This window comes from Pseudoalteromonas sp. CO348 (assembly GCF_004208845.1).
In the GTDB taxonomy this organism is placed as follows: domain Bacteria; phylum Pseudomonadota; class Gammaproteobacteria; order Enterobacterales; family Alteromonadaceae; genus Pseudoalteromonas; species Pseudoalteromonas maricaloris.
In genome coordinates, this window is sequence record NZ_SGPI01000037.1 from 83807 (window position 1) to 103313 (window position 19507).

At 43.8% G+C, this 19507-nt stretch carries 6 protein-coding genes; 2 read left to right on the top strand and 4 right to left on the bottom strand.

The window, feature by feature from the left end; translation table 11 throughout:
* Positions 1-89: 89 nt before the first annotated feature.
* Complete coding sequence (locus EXT48_RS19030; protein ID WP_240703407.1) at positions 90-13448, top strand: Ig-like domain-containing protein; 13359 nt, start codon at positions 90-92, stop codon at positions 13446-13448.
* Between the two features lie 302 nt (positions 13449-13750).
* Here the strand turns inward: EXT48_RS19030 and EXT48_RS19035 are convergent, their stop codons facing one another.
* Positions 13751-14506, bottom strand: coding sequence for a hypothetical protein (locus EXT48_RS19035; protein WP_130165401.1), 756 nt, complete (start codon positions 14504-14506; stop codon positions 13751-13753).
* A 373-nt stretch (positions 14507-14879) separates the two neighbouring features.
* Between EXT48_RS19035 and EXT48_RS19040 the strand changes: the two genes are divergently transcribed.
* Positions 14880-15941: a hypothetical protein gene (locus tag EXT48_RS19040; RefSeq protein ID WP_130165402.1), complete on the top strand. Its 1062-nt coding sequence runs from the start codon at positions 14880-14882 to the stop codon at positions 15939-15941.
* A 42-nt stretch (positions 15942-15983) separates the two neighbouring features.
* Here the strand turns inward: EXT48_RS19040 and EXT48_RS19045 are convergent, their stop codons facing one another.
* From EXT48_RS19045 to EXT48_RS19055, 3 genes are all read right to left on the bottom strand, one after another.
* Positions 15984-16310, bottom strand: a complete 327-nt coding sequence (locus EXT48_RS19045; RefSeq protein ID WP_240703408.1) for a gamma-glutamylcyclotransferase family protein — start codon at positions 16308-16310, stop codon at positions 15984-15986.
* Between the two features lie 104 nt (positions 16311-16414).
* Positions 16415-18565, bottom strand: coding sequence for a DUF6351 family protein (locus EXT48_RS19050; RefSeq protein WP_130165403.1), 2151 nt, complete (start codon positions 18563-18565; stop codon positions 16415-16417).
* Positions 18566-18680: 115 nt separating this feature from the next.
* On the bottom strand, positions 18681-19430 hold the full coding sequence (locus EXT48_RS19055; protein WP_130165404.1) for an ABC transporter substrate-binding protein: 750 nt from the start codon (positions 19428-19430) through the stop codon (positions 18681-18683).
* Positions 19431-19507 lie beyond the last annotated feature (77 nt).

The following is a 19507-nucleotide window of genomic DNA, read 5'->3' on the forward strand; positions in this document are numbered from 1 at the left end:
AAGTTCAATAACTCGACAACTTATAAACAAAACGCTTTTTTAATCTTAGGTACTCTGGAATATACCAAATCAGTCATTTGGAGTGGGACATGAAGTTGAATCGAATCACAGCGGTTATTAAAGGTACTGTTTTTACAGGGCTATGTATATCTAGCCTGCCAGTCACGGCAGCCTCTATTGATTACAAAGTGAAGTCAGGTAGTGGAGTTGCGAACATTTCGCATACAGAGAGCTCAGTCACATATTTGCTAGATGCAGGTACAGCAACGTCCTATACGTCATCAACGATGACTGTGTATGGAGGTACGGCTGCGGTTGCAGACGATTTCATTTTTACATCGCCATCGTCGACGCAGGCGGGATTCATATTTTATACCAGTGACTCTAGTAACAACTTTAGTTTTGACTCCATTGTTGTCTACTCAAACAACACAATATCAAACAATAACTACCGAATTACTATAAAAGGGTATGATGGGGGAACAGCTGCGACGCCAGTAACAGCGACCATTACCATGCCCCAAGTGACCTCTGGAAATACATTTACACTTACGAGAGACGCTGACTTTTCAGGTAGCGAGTGGCAAAATGTAGATACCGTGGTATTTGAGTTTTATGATTCTGGTAGTAATCCTATACTTTATGATAATCGATTTGGGGTAGATACAATTACTTATTCTGCTGCGGCCGCGGTTGATAACACCCCTCCAACAATTAGCCAGGTGACAGCGGTAACTACCCCGACCAACGATAATACACCCAATTATACGTTTACGACTGATGAGGCGGGTGAGTTGTCGATGGGAGGCAGTTGTGGCACATCTAGCTCGACCACAATCAGCACCACAGGCAACCAAACCATTACCCTGACTCAAACAGATAACTCGACAGCATTAGCTGATGGCACTTATACCGATTGTACGGTTACTGTTACCGATTCATCTAGCAATGCTAGCACTGCTTTGAGTATTACGGGCTTTACAGTAGATACCACAGCGCCAACGGTCGCAGAAGTGACCGCAGTGACTACGCCAACGAATGATACAACACCTAGTTATACGTTTAGCACTACAGAAACCGGCGAATTGTCTGTGGGTGGTAGTTGTGGCACTTCAAGCTCAACAACAATTAGTTCGACTGGCAATCAAACCATCACTTTGACCCAAACAGATAACTCGACAGCGTTAGCGGATGGTACATACAGCGATTGTACTATTACGGTGACGGATTCTGCGGGCAATGCTAGCACGGCACTAACAATCTCGAGCTTTACGGTGGATACGTCTGCACCAACAGTTGCAGAAGTTACCGCAGTAACAACCCCAACTAATGACAGTACGCCAAACTATGCTTTTAGTACGACAGAGACTGGGACGTTAGCTGTAGGTGGAAGTTGTGGTACATCAAGTTCAACTACAATTAGCTCAACTGGCAACCAAATAATTACTCTGACTCAAACGGATAATTCAGCGGCATTAGCGGATGGTACATACAGCAACTGTACCATTACTGTGACAGACTCCGCGGGAAATGCAAGTACTGCGTTGGCAATATCAAGTTTTGTAGTAGACACTGCTGCGCCGACAGTTGCGGAAGTTACCGCTGTAGCGACTCCGGGGAATGATAGCACTCCTAACTATACGTTTAGTACTACAGAAACAGGTACATTGGCTGTAGGTGGAAGTTGTGGCACTTCAAGCTCGACCACAATCAGTTCGACTGGCAATCAAACCATCACGCTGACACAAACCGATAACTCGACGGCGCTAGCAGATGGCAGTTACAGTGACTGTACCATTACAGTCACTGACTCCGCTGGGAATGCAAATACAGCATTAACAATTTCTAGTTTTACGGTAGATACTTCAGCACCAACAGTTGCTGAAGTAACCGCAGTGACTACTCCAACCAATGACAGCGCGCCTAGCTACACATTTAGCACAACAGAAACAGGCACATTGTCCGTGGGGGGGAGTTGTGGCACTTCAAGTTCAACAACCATTAGTTCAACAGGCAATCAAACCATCACGCTGACACAAACCGATAACTCGACCGCGTTAGCAGATGGTACATACAGTGATTGTACTATTACTATCACTGACTCTGCAGGGAATGCGAATAGTGCGTTAAGTATTACTTCTTTTACTGTAGATCCCACGCTCCCAACATTTGATAGCGCAAATTCGACGCCAAATGATGACGCTACCGGTGTAGTAAGTAGCAATGACATTGTGATCGATTTTAGTGAAACTATCGTGTTGGGAACCGGTAGTATTACGATTCGTGACGTCAGCGGTAGTAGTGATTTTGAAGTTTTTGATGTAGCAACAGAAAGTGATGGTACCACCACCAGTCCTGGTGCGGGCCGCATCGGTATTACAAACGATAAAATTTATATAAATCCAACCAGTGATCTGACGGGCAACCGTAATTATTCAATTCGAGTTGACTCAACGGCGGTTGATGACACCGCTGGTAACAGTTTTGCGGGGATCAGTGACGATACGACATTTAATTTCTCAACGGCTAATACCGCTCCTGCAGTTGATTTAGATTCAACGAGTGGTAGTGACGATAGCAGTGTATCATTCTCTGAAGGTGGTGGTGCGGTAAACATTGCAGCGAATGCTGCTGTGACTGAAACAGATGGCGACACGATAACAACCATTACCGTAAGTCTCACGAACGATCAAGATGGTGCATCCGAAGGTTTGAATATTAGTGCATCTGCCCAAGATGCATTGACGGGAGTTTCGGGATCTTCAGATATTACGTTACAAGATACAATTTCTATAACTGGCGCAACGGCTTCAGCGTCAGAAGTGCAAACCTTCTTACAAGCTATCACGTACAACAATACTTCCAGTACGCCCAACGAAACCGCAAGAACTGTCACTGTCGTGATAAATGATGGCACAGATAATAGTACCTCTCGCACAGCTACTATTTCCGTGAGTAATGTCACTGCAGCAAGCAGTACCGCAGCCAGTTTTGATACTACGAGCGGAACGAATTTATCTCCAGCAATTACCTTCACTAGTGACGATGAAACACTGTCTATTGCTGATACTAGCCACATTGCTGGTTCAACTGCGGATGGGGGCGCGGGAACTGATACCTTATTTGTAGTGACTGGCTCTAATTTAGCTAACTTTACGTCATTAACTAATTTCGAGACATTAACCCCTGATAATGACGGTTCTTTAACGCTTACTGAAACACAGCATGACGCATTTACTACCATTAATGGTTCAGGTACAAACCAATTTACAATATCTAGTGCTGATGGAGATCAAACCCTAACCGGTGATAGCGATATTGAAACCTATGTGTTAGGTGCTGCAATGAACTTCACCATGGCAGTAGCATCACAGAATGTCACTGGTAGTAGTGACGACGATACAGTTAATGTTGCTGGGTTTACTGCTACAGGTACGCTTTCTGGTGGAACCGGCACCGATACGTTACAGGCTGACTCAGGCGCTAATATTAGCGGGGCATCACTAAGCGGCTTTGAATCATTAACTCTAAGCGATAATGCATCAGTCACTATGACTGAAGCACAACATGATAGTTTTACAACGGTGACCGCTGCGGGAACTGAGAACGTCACTATCAGCGATAGTACCGATGGTTTAACTGGTAATAGTGCGATTGAAACTTATATACTTTCAGCGGCTAACACCTTTACGCTCGGAGCTGCTGGGCAAAGCGTAACAGGAAGCAGTGGTAATGACACAATAAATGTCGGTACATTCACAGCTACTGGTACTCTAGCTGGAGGCAGTGGTACAGATACGCTTTCAATCAGTAATGGCGGAAGTATCGCAGGGGCGACAGTGAGTGGTTTTGAGAACCTTTCTGTAGCCACTGATGGATCTGCCACGATATCAGTATCTCAGTTGTCGTCGTTTACAGGCACGGTGTCAGGCGATGGCACTAATTCTCTAACTATTTCTGGCGATGGTGATATTACAACGGTTTCTGCGCTTGAAAATTATACCTTATCAGATGATTCAACCAATTCAAGAACGGTGACCGTTAGCAGTGCAAGTCATTCTGTTACTGGTACTTCAACTTCAGATGCAATTACCTTCGATTTAGGTTCACTTACCTACACAGGTACTATTACGGGTGAAAATACAACTGCAGATACGCTATCTTTGAGTTCTGGCGCAGATATAACAGGTGCAAGTATTAATGCAGTTAGTAATTTGACACTGGCTTCTGGCGCATCTGTTTCCATGACTGCAACTCAACATGAAAGCTTTACTGGTAATATTTCAGCGGCTGGAACAGAAACTATCAATATTTCTGGTGACGGGGATATCACTACTTTCTCTTCGGTTGAAGTTTATAGTGTTGGCGACGATTCTAGCAATACTAGGACTATTACCATCAGTAACGGTACCACAGATGTTTCAGCAACGTCGAACGATGATGCTGTAACGTTTAACATTGGTGGTAGTACCTATACTGGTGATTTAACAGGCGACTCTGACGTGGCCGACTTGGTTTTAGCATCAGATGGTGCGGACGTTACTGGAGGCGGGTTCTTTAATATAGGAAATCTCAGTCTATCAAGTGGTGCAACTGTCGCGATTGATGCTGCCAACCTGAGCGATTTTGCGACCGCTATTTCTGGCGCTGCGGGCAGTGAGACATTAAAACTCATGGATGGTGGAACATTTGATTTCTCAACCACCTCGGTTTCTGCCGTTGAAGGCATTGCAGTTGGCACAAATAACGCGGCAACGATCACCCTTACTGATAACTTTAATGCCGACGGTCAAACTGTGTCGGTTACAAATGCCAGCGGCAGTGCAATCACGTCTGACTTAGTCATAGATGCTTCTGCTTTTTCTAGTGATGTGCTAGAAATAACGGCAACAGATTTGAATGGTTCAGACACCATGACTGGTGGTAGTGGTGCGGATACTCTGCGTCCAGGTGGTGGTACAGATACCATGACGGGTAATGATGGCAATGACAATTTTGAGGGCGCAGCAAGCGATCTCAATGGTGATACGATTGCCGATCTTGCAGTCGGTGACACGATAACAATAACAGGGGTTACGGGGCTATCTACCAGCAACGTGCGGTTTAACGGTTCGAGTACGCTAGAAGTTGATACTGATGCAACCGATTTTTCAGGCGTAGAAGTATCACTATCGCTTACAAACTCCCCTAGTAGTGATCTCGCATATACCGTAGCTGACTCTGGTAGTGACACATTGATCACATTTGAAGCTGCTAATGAAGAGCCAGTATTTACAAGCCTCAATGGTGGTAATACCTTTACTGAAAATGGCACTTCGATTGCTATAGATAGTGATGTAACCATTGCAGATACTGAACTTGACGCACTTAATAGTGGGAACGGTAACTATGATGGTGCGTCGCTAACAATCTCACGTTCAGGTGGTGCTAATAGTGAAGATGTCTATAGTAACACAGGGCTACTAGGTACACTGACTCAGGGAGGCGCGCTGAGTTACAATAGTACAGAAGTCGGTACAGTTACCACTAACTCTGCAGGCACACTCGTACTCACTTTCAACAGCAGTGCTACTTCCGCGCTAGTTGATAATGTGTTGCAATCAATTGGCTACAGTAACAGCTCTGAGGATCCAAGCTCGTCAGTAACACTCAACTATACTTTTAATGATGGAACAGTAGACAGTACTGGTACAAATCAGGCCGCAGTTACTATTACTCCCGTAAACGATGCTCCTACCGATATTGCATTGACAGCTACAAGCATAGATCAATCGAATACAGGAACTGCTGCGACCGTGGCGACAGCCAGTACCACAGATGTGGAAAGTGGCGATAGTCATACCTATAGCTTGGTTACTGCTGGCAGTAGCGATGGTGGTACATGTAGCGCAAATACGGGTAACGACAGTTTCCAATTTTCAGGCAGTACGTTACAAACGCAAGCATCAACATCTCCTGGTGACTATGTTATTTGTATTCAAACGAGTGATGGAACCGCAAGTTATCAAGAGTCATTCACGATAACAGTCAACGATGACGTGGCCCCAAATGCGCCTTCGACACCAGACTTGGATGCGGCTTCAGACTCTGGGGCTTCAAGCTCAGACAATATTACCAATGACACCACACCAACCTTCAGTGGTACTGCTGAGAGCGGAGCGACGGTTAAATTATATAGTGATCAGGTGGGCGGAGGCACAACGGTCATTGGTACTGGCACAGCAACGGGTGGTAATTGGCAAATTACAACGGATCCGTTGACTGCAGGGTTATCACATGCGATTTTTGCGACCGCCACGGATGCGAGCACGAACGTAAGTAGTAGCTCTAGTTCTTTAAGCGTAACGATCGATAATACAGCCCCTACCGCACCAAGCACGCCAGATCTGATCGCTGGTAGTGATACCGGCTCTTCAAATGCAGATAACATTACTAATGATACAACGCCCACATTCACAGGAAGTGCATCTACGGGCGACACAGTGACACTCATTTCTGATCTTGATGGCGTTGTTGGTTCAGCCACAGCTGCGGGAGGTGCATGGACTATTACTCCTAGTTCGGCGATGACCAGTGGTACGCACGCAATCACAGCGCGATCAACGGACACCGCCGGTAATATTACCAATAGCAATAGCTTATCAATGGTCATTGATACGAGTGTTTCAGTGCCTAGTATTACAACTCCAATTGAGGGAGATGGTCAAATTAATGCCGCTGAAGACAATGATGTCTTGATTGCTGGCTCTGGTGCCGATGCTAACGTGACTGTTAGCGTGAGTATTACTGACGGTTCAGCAACGCTGAGTCAAAATGTAACTTCTGATGGTAGCGGGAACTGGACTATCAGTGGCAGTGAGTTCAATGTTAGTGGATTTAGTAATGGCGAATTAACTGTATCGGCGACGCAAACAGATTCAGCAGGAAATATCTCTGGTGCAGCAAGTACGACTGTTACACTCGATAATACAGCACCTTCTGCACCGACAATTACGACACCAATTGAAGGTGATGGCCGAGTAAATGCGGCGGAAGATAATGATGTGTTGATTGTAGGAACGGGCGCTGAAGCGGGTAATAGTGTAACCGTTACTATTCATGACGGTGCAAATAGTTTTAATCGAACGGTCACTGCGGACAGCTCAGGGGCTTGGACTATAAGTGGCTCGGAATTTGATGTCAGTACGTTTAACAATGGCACATTGACGGTCTCAGCTACTCAAAGTGACGCAGCAGGTAATACTTCAAGTGCAGCTAGCACCACGATCACATTGGATAACTCAGCACCGTCAGCACCTGCTATCACAACGCCTATAGAAGGTGATGATTTAATAAATGCATCAGAAGATGATGATGTTTTGATAGTAGGAACGGGAGCGGAAGCTGGAAATAGTGTAGTTGTTACTATCAATGACGGTGCAAATAGTTTGGATCGCACTGTCACTGCTGATAGTTCCGGCGAATGGACAATAAGTGGCTCAGAATTTGATGTTAGCACGTTTAACAATGGCACATTGACGGTAACAGCATCGCAAAGTGATGCTGCTGGCAATACCTCAAGCGCAGCGAGCACGACAGTCACGCTAGATAACTCAGCACCAAGTGGGATTTCAGCTGCGATTGACCAAGATTTAATCAATGCGGGTAATGAAACTGCATTTAGCTTCACATTAACGGGCTTGGAATCAGCGGGTAGTTTTACCTATGAAATCTCAGACGGTAGCAGTTCAGTAACTAGCTCAAGTGCAGTATCTATAACGGGTACTACCCATCAAGAAGCCGGAATAAATGTCACCTCATTAAACGAAGGAACATTGACGTTATCAGTTACTGTAACTGATAACGCTGGGAATGAATCGAGTGCGGTAACTGACACAGTCACTAAAAAGTATAACGTTGCGCCGGTGCTTTCTGGTACACCGGCAACGAGCGTTAATGAAGACAGTGAATACGACTTTACGCCGACCTTGACTGACTCTGACACTGGCGATACTCATACCTTTAGCATTACGAATAAGCCAAGTTGGGCAACGTTTGATACGCAAACGGGTAAACTTTCAGGTACACCAAATGACTCTCATGTTGGCACGACATCTAATATTGAAATTTCGGTGAGCGATGGTACGGATAGCGATACACTCACCGCATTTAATATTGAAGTAGTTAATACCAATGATGCGCCAACGGGGCAAAGCACTAGCTTCACTATAGATGAAGGCGCAACATTAACGCGGGACTTCAACAATGGCTTACTGTCGCTTGCGAGTGACGATGATCTTGATTCCAACGACAGTCTAACGATAGTGAAAGACACAGATCCGCAATACGGTACGTTAACCCTCAACACCGACGGTAGCTTTAGCTATGTTCATGGGGGGAGTGAGAATCATACCGATAGCTTTACCTATCATGTTGAAGACAGCGCTAATGCCAGCTCGCCGGTGTACACCGTAACAATCAATATGAATGCAATTGAAGATGCACCAACGGCTGTGAACGATACGCTGACTACGCTTGAAGATGCTTCTAACTCGGTGAATGTGCTGACCAATGATAGTGACCCTGAAAACAATATGGTTGCTTCATCGGTTACGATTAAAACTCTGCCGACTAAGGGGCAGTTAAGCGTTAATAATGGAGTAGTGACCTTTACACCAACTGCCAATGCCAATGGTTCGGATTCATTTACTTATACGGTTAAAGATTCGACTCAGGCTGAATCAAATGAGGCAACGGTTAGTATTACTATAACGCCGGTAAATGACTTACCAGTCGCGGCTAACTTTACACCGAATATCGATGAAGACACGCCAACATCTGCATTGGCGATTAGGACAAATGCAACGGATGTCGAAGATACCAACCCAACAGGGGCTATTGCACTTGAGTCTCAGCCAAGTAAAGGTCAAGCGGCAATAGACTTGAATAATGGCACCATTACTTATACGCCAAATGCCAATGAGACGGGGAGTGATAGCTTTACTTACTCGATTCTTGACAGTGAAGGTGGTAAGTCAAATATTGCCACGATTTCCGTTAATATTGGTGCTGTAAACGACCGACCTGTGGCAGGAAATGACACGGTAACAACAAACGAAGATACTGCAACGACATTGGCAATTCTTGCAAATGACTCTGATGTTGAGGATCAAGGTTTTGATGGTTCGGATGTTGCGCTTGAAGATAAAGGCGATGGTGCAGGCAACTACGATCTCGCTACCGTTACGGTTGGTTCTGATGGTGTGCTCGCGATCACACCAAAACAAGATCAAAATGGTACATTGACCTTCACTTACACCATCGAAGATAGTGAAGGGCTGCGTTCTGACCCTGCAACGGTTACCGTTAATATCACAGCCGTTAATGATGCGCCAGTTGCTGTTAACAACACGGCTCAATTACTTGAAGATGGCAACATAGAAATCAACGTATTGGGTAATGATACGGACGTAGATAGTCAGCTCAATGCCGCAAGTGTTGCAATTGTTAGTCAGCCTCAAGGCGGTTCACTGCAAATACTAACGACTGGTAATATTGTTTATACGCCGAATGCTAATTTCTTCGGAAATGATAGCTTTACTTATACGGTACAAGATGCCGAAGGTTTAGTGTCGAACGCAGCGACAGTCAATATTACAGTGACATCAGTGAATGATGCGCCAGTTATTTCTGGAGTTCCAGCGACGTCTGTCAATGAAGATGTTGCATACAACTTTACTCCTTCGGCATCGGATACCGACGGTGATAGCTTAACATTCAGTGTGGCGAACCTGCCTGTATGGGCAAGTTTTAATGATACAACAGGCGCGATCACTGGCACGCCAAGTGAAGGACAAGACGGTACTTATAGCGGCATCGTAATTACGGTGTCGGATGGCCAAGCTGAAGCATCCTTGCCTGCGTTTAGCATAGTGGTGAATGCTGTGAATGACGCACCAATTATCTCAGGTACACCATCAACTACTGTCAAACAAGACGAAGCATACAGCTTTACGCCGACAGCATCCGATGTGGATTCTCAAGCATTGACGTTCTCTGTGACCAACCTACCAGCTTGGGCAAGCTTCGATACTTCCTCAGGTAATTTAGCAGGTACGCCGACTAGAGATGATGTGGGCACTTACAGTAATATCATCGTCAGTGTCAGTGATGGTGCATTACAAGCAAGCTTACCGGCATTTGAGATTGACGTTGAGCCGGTTAACGCCGCGCCTGTAGCAAACAACATGCAAAGAACGGTACTTGAAGATGGCACGACAAGCTTCTCAGCAGAGGTGAACGATCCAGACGGTGATGCATTGACCATGGAGTTAGTGTCGCAGCCACAAAATGGGGTAGTTCAAATTCAAGGTACTGTGTTTAGCTATACACCATTGCCGAACTTTAATGGCTCTGATGTATTTACTTACACCGTGTCAGACGGTGAATTTAAGTCAAATACGGCTTCTGTTGCGATGACGGTAACGTCCGTAAATGATGCACCTATTGCTGTTGATGACAGCTTTGCCTTTGATGCTGTGGCTTCTAATCAGTATGTGCTTCCTGTATTAAGCAATGACAGTGACCCAGATGGCGGAACGCTCAGAATTATCGGTGCTAAAGCCTCAATTGGCTCTGCGTTTATAGCCAATAACACCTTGACTTACCAAGCTGTGCAAAACTCACAAGTACCAATAGTCGTTACTTATTTGATTGAGGATGATAGTAAAGCGAGGGCAAAGGCAAATGCTAGTATCATGATTAATGGTACGGGTACGGGCAATGCGCCATCAATTACTGCACCGAGTGACTTAACCGTGAACGCAACAGGCTTATTCACCAAAGTGAATCTTGGAACTGCGGTCGCATCAGATAGCTCAGGGAACCCTCTTCCGGTATCTTTAGTGAGAGGAATTCCTATCTTTGCGCCTGGTAAACACATCGTTTATTGGCAGGCAACGGATAGTCAAGGACAACAAGCCACTGCGAGCCAGAACCTTAATGTCAACCCTCTAGTTTCGCTGCAAAAAGATAGTAGAGTTGCAGAAGATCGCAGTCACTCCGTTAAGGTGTATCTAAATGGCCCTGCACCAAGTTACCCAGTAACCGTACCTTATACCGTTTCGGGTTCAGCGGATAGCAGTGATCATGACTTACAGTCGGGTGAAGTAGTAATAAACTCGGGCACGAGTGCTAACATCAGCTTTAATATATTTGCTGATGGTATAAGCGAAGATAACGAAACCATTGTGATCTCCCTGAGTGACTCAGTAAACAGAGGCGCGAAATCTACTTCAACAGTAACAATTGTTGAGCAGAATGTGGCACCAAGTTTATCGGCAGTTGTGCAGCAAAGTGGTGAAGAGCGTAGCTTAATTACCGCCTCTAATGAAGTGGTTACCATAGAAGCTTTAGTCGCTGATCCTAACCCGAATGATCTTGTGAGTGTGAGCTGGCAGCCGGATGCGGCGTTAGTCAATACATCGAATGATCCATTTATCTTTGAATTTAACCCTGCCAATGTCCCGGCGGGTATTTATAAAGTAAGGGTTACGGCTGAAGATAATGCGACACCAAGTCTGTCAACATCTCGCAATGTCTTTATAGAAGTTGTTGACTCTTTAGCACCGTTGACCGGAGAGGATAGTGACGGTGATTTAATTCCGGATGATCAAGAAGGCTATGCCGATGAGGATGAAGATGGTATTCCTGATTTCATGGATGCGATCACTGATTGTAATGTGGTGCAAGAACAAGCGTTAGAATCTAGCCAGTTCTTGGTTGAAGGTGACCCAGGTGTATGTTTGCGTAAAGGCGCCACTGTGCCACAAAATAATACGGGTGGTCTACAGCTGTTGGAAACAGAGCTGCCTTCAGATCCAAATGCCAATAATGCAGGTGGTTTGTTCGACTTTATTGCGACGGGGTTACCACAACCCGGTGATGTATATAGTATCGTTTTACCACAACGCAAACCTATTCCACTTAATGCGGTTTATCGCAAATTAATTGGCGGTGAGTGGCAAGACTTTGTGATTGGAGAAGGTAACGAGTTGCTCTCAACTCAAGGTGAGCCAGGTTTCTGTCCTCCTCCAGGAGCCAACGAATGGACCGCAGGCCTTAGCGATGGTGATTGGTGTGTGCAACTACGTATTGTTGATGGGGGTCCAAATGATGATGATGGTATTGCCAATGGCAGTATTGTCGACCCTGGTGGAATCGCAGTACCAATCTCAAATAACGCACAACCTGTCGCTAACGCTGATAGTGTGACAATTGTCTCTGGTCAAACAATTATAATTGATGTGCTCGAAAACGATACGGACAGTGACAATGATACACTTACCATAACGGGTGCGAGTGTCGATTTCGGTGTTGTTAGTATCGAAAATAATCAATTGAACTATACGCCACCAGCTGCATATATAGGCAATGCGACTATTCAATATAGTGTGACTGATGGACAGGGCGGATCAAGCAATAGTACTGCGACAGTTTCTATTATCGCCAATCAACCACCGCAAGTGTCGAATGACACCGCAACCTCAAATGGTGCGCAAATCATTATCGATGTACTTGCAAATGATAGTGACCCTGAAGGTGGAATGTTAAGCATTGTTTCTGCAACTGCAAGCCAAGGTACAGTGGCCATTAATATTGATGGTACGCTGAGTTACACACCAAAAGTTGGGTTTGAAGGTGTTGATACAATTAACTATGTTGTTAAAGATGAGTTTGGCGCTATGGCTGAGGGCCAGGTAAGCGTCACGGTATCAGTTAAACAAGTTACATCCATAACTAATAAGTCCTCAGGGACTATGGGAGGCATGTTGTTACTATTAATCAGCGCGCTGGTACTGCGCCGTAAAAAATCACTTTTACCCGCTTTTGCATTGGTGAGTACGAGTTGTTTATTAAGCACACAAGCACAGGCGAGCAATTGGCAAGTGGAGGCAACGCTCGGACAATCTACAGCAGATAGTGAAATTAACGCTTCAGACTTAAACATCGTCAACTTAGATGAAGACAGCAGTAGTTGGTCAATAGGGGCGTTTTATGAATTAGTCCCTAATTGGCAAGTAGGACTTCGCTACATTGACCTTGGTCAGGGAAGCGTAGAGTTTACAGGCTTGAGTACAGATCCTGAGCAAAGCCAAATGGCTTTGGCGCGAGTTGCCCCGGTTTTGCCTGAAGGTCCTGCATTACAATTCAACTACTCAAAATCATTTGCAGATAAGTTTGTTGGTAAAATGTTCTTGGGTGCGTTTAATTGGGATTACAAGATTAACAGCGTTCGGGATGGTCGATTTTCCACTCGTTACGAAGACAGCGGTACTAGCGGTTACATAGGCGGTGGTGTTCATTATCAACTCAGTGAAGCTTTGACATTAGGAGTAGATTTTAGCCACTATTTCATTTCTGCAAATGATGTAAACGACTTAGCACTGAATTTGAGCTATCGTTTTTAAGTTTAACTACAAGTTTTAGCATTAAAAAGGCCTCAACTACATGTTGAGGCCTTTTTATATTGGACGCCACCCGGTGCCAGTGTGTTTTATGATGGAGACATTTTGATGCGAGGCAAGCTTCTTCAATAACTTATTGGAAATCTTCATCTGCTTTTAATCGGAAAGTACAATTGGAAAGTACATATGAGGGATGGGATAAACATTAAAGAAAAAGCTCTCTTGCGAGAGCTTTGGGCTATGTTTACTCTTAATTAGTTTTTTAAAATAACTTTTAGAAGAGGGGGGAAAGTTATTGAAATTAACTAGTTAAGAGTAATTTGGAACTTTTCAGATTGTTTTTCCTGAATGGCATTTATTCGACTGCCGGATTTAAATTTGGTATCGATAGCGCCTTTTCGGGTACGGAACAATGTTACAGTCGTGTCGCATGGCTTTGTTTTATCCAGTGCGTCATCATCAAAGCCTGTTAATTCACTCAATAGAATTTTATATTGCCCACCAGACTCTAATATTTCAGATTCGAAGCTTATAAGGCTTGAGTCGCCAGTCGTCTTTGTACAAAACGATTTAAATTCGAGAAAAAGCTTGGTATTGATGTCGCTTTCCTCTCTCCACTCGACCAAAATGTCATCATTACGGTTAAATTGTTCAGAAACTGGAGCGTAAAGTTTTATTGGTGCAGGAAGTTTCACTCTAGAGGTTAATTTTTCATTCTCTTTATCACGAATGAACTCAAGTGTTAGCTCAGAATTTTTTGCAGTTGCTGTAAAGTAACCTTGATAATCGACATCGAATAGGTCGTGATCTTTTACCAATATCTTCCTTTCATTACCGAGTGTTGCTCTAACACTATCACCATCAGAAAGGATGACGTTCGCACCAGAACTACTATTTAAATTGAACTCAGTAACAACTCGGGAGCCTTCACCATTTGAAGTAACACGAATATCCGCCCAAATCCCTTCTGTTTTTACTACATCTGATTGTGTTGATTCAGTTGAACAACCAATTAGTGATGCTAAAGCAATGCAGCTCGATAAAACGCTGGCTCGTTTCACGAATATTTCCTTTTCTTCAATATGTGCAAAAAGAGTGTAGCGCTATTTTAATGTTTCTAGAATAGGGTTTAACAATTTATAACAATTTGCTTTTTAAATGCATGAAGCACTACGTAAGTGGATATCTAAAAGAAATTATGTAAAGGAGACGTCCATGTCTCTAGTAAACGCCGATATACTATGTCGCAATTGTGTACGTAAAAAGGATGAGGCTGCAAATGATACGACTTAAATCAAATGAGTTGGCTTAATTCAGTATCGGGATGTAAAACAGCTCAGTTGCGTTAATAGTAACGACATAAACACATCATTTCTCTGTTACATTATTTGTACATATTATGGGTTCATTCAACTCATAATAAGGAAAGTGAACGTGAAAGACACCTGTAAACTTGTTGGTTTGATTTTGATTGGTATTACCACACTAAGTGTTAATGCCGGAGAGACAACACTTAAGTTATCAAAACCAAGCGGCCTGCCCTCACCGGTGGAGTCTGCTCGCTCAATAAATATTGGCTCAGTAGCCGACAATTTGTTTTCTGATCTGAGGAGCTTTGAGCTAGAAACTGAATCGGGTATGCGTCGTGATATTGCAGGCATGAGTAAAGTGAAAAGTATTTATGCGATAGACGTTGATGCCAAGCGAGTGTCAGTAACCTTTTCGGGAACAACTAACTACAAAGTAAAGTTGACGCTCAAGAATATAAACTTATATGCCAAGGTCAAATTTTCCGGCATTGATATCCTTTGCCCCAGCGTAACTGTGACGGCACGTTTAAATAACTTAGCTCCTACCGCAACATATAATTACTATACAGGGGCTTTGGAAGACCTTGCGATTAACTACAATCGAAAGGTTGATGCAAGTTGCTCAACGGGATTATTTTCCATACCAGGCGTAAGTATATTTGTTGATTACTTTGCAAGTGATTACGCAAAAGCGAAAGTTGATGATTTGATCAAAAGTAATTTAAGAAAGTTCAGTGAGCTAGAGCAGCCAGGGGCATTGTTTGGAATGCAGAAAGTTTTAGCGGATAGGCGCGTATCTGCAAATATCAGCAGTGCTGAACGAGCGTTAAATATCGATATTGAAGAGACTATCGCTAACTTGGTTACAGGTATGAATATTTATATTGATTTAAAGCGTGATGCAAATGGCTATGGCAAACATTTTGCTCAAATTGGAGTGTACCAGAGTACTCCGACTATAAATTCTTCTTGGGGAGGTAACTTCAGTGTTGCTGCCAACGGTGCGAATCGTATAAATAAATACGCGTTAACAAGCGGTCGCTGGCATAGCAGTGATTGGACTCCAGGTATTTTATATGATGGGCAGTTTATCGGCGCGATTGCGTTTAATCGAGTATATGGCGTTGCGAGCTATATGGGCCAGAAACAAGTCACAATAAGTAACTGCGGTAAGGCGTGTGAGTAGTTTATATATGTAGTAGCTAATGATAGAGCTAGGAAAGCTCTATCATTTTATAGACTTTCTACGAGAATTGTTTTTTGGTTTGCTACATAAATAAATCCAGCATTGTTGTCCAGAAACAACAGTTGCTGAAATACGTTGATAGTCATCCACTTCGTACTCATCTGCATGAGCTAATTCAGCTTCAGTGATTAAAAATACAGTGCCCTCGACTTCATCCTCTACATTACCTGTCGCGATTAGAATGGGGTGAATATCTTTTTGGCTACTGATAATAACAGCAGGATCCGTTATTTTTACTTGGCCAACTTTAAATCCACAAAGTACCGCTTTTTCGCCTTCTAATCTTCTGCCGAACGTATCTAGTTGCACTTACTCCTGTTGCAATGTGCCGTACGAAAATAATGCTTGCATCACTTAATTCTAATCCGTTTTTCTCCTGCGAGGTCTAAGTCTGAGCTGCGACATTTTCATGGTCAATCAAGATCTTGCGGTCTACCCATATCGGACTGACTATAATCGCATACGCCTTGTGGATAAATTTGTTTAAGTGTGGTGAGTTGTGTTGAGATATCTACATCCCCGTAAACCCCTTTGGCAAGCGCCTCTTCAATCGATATTTTATGACACTTAAAGATATCACCAGCCCAGTTTGCACCGGCTTGAATTCTGCTGGTAGAAAACATCGGATATCTAGCGGTACAGGTCCCTTGCGGCTGGTTATTCCAGATACCATTAAACACTGCTTTGCCGCTGGCGATGACTTTACCTTGTTCGTCGAAACACGTATCAGCAAGTGTCTTCGGTTTTGCGTCTGTAACGGATAAATTTGGCTGTGCTTTGAGGTTGAGTAACCATTCATCCATTTTTTCAAATGCTAGTTGAGTTGGATTAAACGCTTGATGTGCGACCCAAATCACTTGATTCTCTGGGTTTGAATCTGCGGCGGACATTCTCAATCGAGTATAAAATGAAGCAGACATATGATGCATATCTAGCTCATTCTCAAGATAATGTCTGGCGTCAATGATAGGAATATCAACTTTGCCAATAAATACCTGTCCAGAGCGATATGCTTTTTCCATCGCCGCAAGGTTACCGCTGTGCCTCGGTGCGACACCATTATCATCTGGCGTGGTGATATTATGATTGCCCCAAAGAGTGAGCCAAATAGGTACTTTGTGGCCAAACGGTAATACAATTTCTTCTTGTTGCATTTGGTTTTGGGGCTTCCATCCGCCTATTTTTTTGTTGAGATCAATAAATTCAGCCATTGTGATCTGCTGAGCCTTTAATGCTTCGAGCCCGTATTGAACGCCTTCGTTATCCCAAGTGCTTAACCCTAAGCCTGATTGGTCTGTGCCAAATACGTTGGCCATGTCCTGCCAGTAACTCCAGTTTGTTCTCTCTACTACCTCATCCTCAAAAAAGGCTCTTAAAAACCCTTGCCTCGGGTTATTAATAAAAGTAGATAATCCAAAGTAGCCATTAATACATTCACTATTGCCATCAGGAAAGGAGGGCACAAATCCTGACATTAATTGGTTGAGTGGTTGCAAAAAACCAGCTCTTTGCGGAAAGTCGTTAATTGCATTCATGCCTTCAATATGACGGCGGCGGGTCCAATCACGCCATGCTTTTCTGTCATTAGCTCTAAAAGTAAAGTAGTTATTTAGTAAATCACAATCTAACGCGTAAGTGGTTTGGGTGATCATATCAGGGTAACTATAAAGTGGAATAAGGCCATCTAAGATCCCTTGGCTATTTTGTGCAATCAAATATTGTGCGAGTCCACCGCCGGAGCCGCCAATTCCGACCGTATAGAGCGGCTCTCCGTACAAACTAGTGAATTGCTTTTTCACCCGCCTTGCGGTGTCTTCGGCTAGTAACATGTTGTAGGTGTAGCTGGTTTTATTGCCACTAGAGCTTATGACTGCGTAGCCAAGCTTTAACTGCTCAAGCTGTCTATCTATCACACGCTCCGGTTTTTGCCTGCCTTGTCTAAAGCCAATCCCAGAACCACCATTAAATTGGTAGATAAGTCGGTTATTCCATTGAGACTTTGCCTGTCTATCACCCATTTCGTCAACTGTGATTGGCATTACTATGGTGTAAATGAAGCGATTTATGGTGCCTTGCTCTACGCGTAACAGTAAGTTTGTGTCTATCGCTTTATTTCTTTCGTCTAGCGGCTTGATTTGATTGTTAGAGGTTATCGCAAAGTAGCGTAACCGCGTTTTTGCCATGCAATCTTTACTAAAACCAAGTACTTGGTTTGATTGCTCATCCATCACCGGCACGCCGAGTCCCGAGTGGTTGTCTATCTCTGGCTGACCAAGGCCTGAGTCCAGGGTCATACAGTAAAAAGGATATTGGTTAGGGCCAGAGTATAGGTTAGTGTCAGGACCAATACCTCCTATTGCAATCGGAAATACGAAGGTATCGACGGGTCTTGTAACTTTTGAAATATGCGGATAAAACTCAAGAATAGGGTTACTTTCGCTGCTTGCTATTCTTTCTACGCTGTATATTTCTTCTTGCTCACTTGTTAGCCAAAACAAATAACCACAAGCGCCAAGAACAATCAAAGATAAGAATGCGGTGAGCCAAGAAAATAAGGATTTCATATGAGCTCCTTCGAGTGCCAAGCAAATGGATAAGCGGATATTATAAGTGTAGGACTAGATAATCACAGTGTAGTTATTTGTTTGTTATTTGAACATGAAATTATTGCATTAGAAGTTAAAGATCATCGCCTAAGTATTTAATCTCAATAGCTTTAATTGTTTTATCCGGAACTTTTTCTAAGAGCGCCTCGATACGCTTCGCCATCGCTTGGTTAGCGATGTTGTACCCCATAAATTGCTGCTCAGCATGAAAGGGACGTGGTAGAAAAGTGACTTCAAGTTGATGGCGGCGGATCATCTCTAAAGCCCACACTTTATCGACTAAAATGGCATCAACTCTGTTGTTGTTGAGTACGCTAAAAAACTTTTTGCCGTCGTCATGGTTTTGCTCATAAAACGAACGTCTGACAATGGCGGCGTTGATTTTTTTCAGCCCTTGTACTGCCGCTTCCGGGTAGCTGTAATCCTCTGAGATCATGACTCTTGGGGCGGCAAGTTGATAAAAGTCATCAGGGTTGCTGAAGCGGCCTTGTTTTACCGCAAGAGAGAGCAGCCAGGTGGTGAATGACACATCAATAATTGGAAAACCATCGGCCTCATCTACATGTAAGGTAAAATCAAATGTACCATCGGCAACGCCTGCTAAACAGCGACGATAAGGAAGTTCATGAAATGTCACTCGATAGGGAGTGCCAATAAGTGCTGATTTAATTATATCAACCTCTATGCCTCGAACTTGTTTTTGCTCATTAACAAAGCTATAAGGCCACCACCGTTCAAAGCAAATATGTACCGCACGACTATCCGTTTTTGCCAGCGCGTTGGTACCAAGTAGGGCGAGTAGCAATAAGAGAACAATGTGCATCGGTGCGTTTATCCTAAATTACCTTCTCTAAGCGTAATGATAGATTGGAAAAAGCGCAACAAAAGAACATATTATGG

Coding starts and splice junctions, on each gene's coding strand:
- EXT48_RS19030 (WP_240703407.1), top strand. CDS start 90: ATGAAGTTGAATCGAATCACAGCGGTTATTAAAGGTACTGTTTTTACA.
- EXT48_RS19055 (WP_130165404.1), bottom strand. CDS start 19,430: ATGCACATTGTTCTCTTATTGCTACTCGCCCTACTTGGTACCAACGCG.
- EXT48_RS19050 (WP_130165403.1), bottom strand. CDS start 18,565: ATGAAATCCTTATTTTCTTGGCTCACCGCATTCTTATCTTTGATTGTT.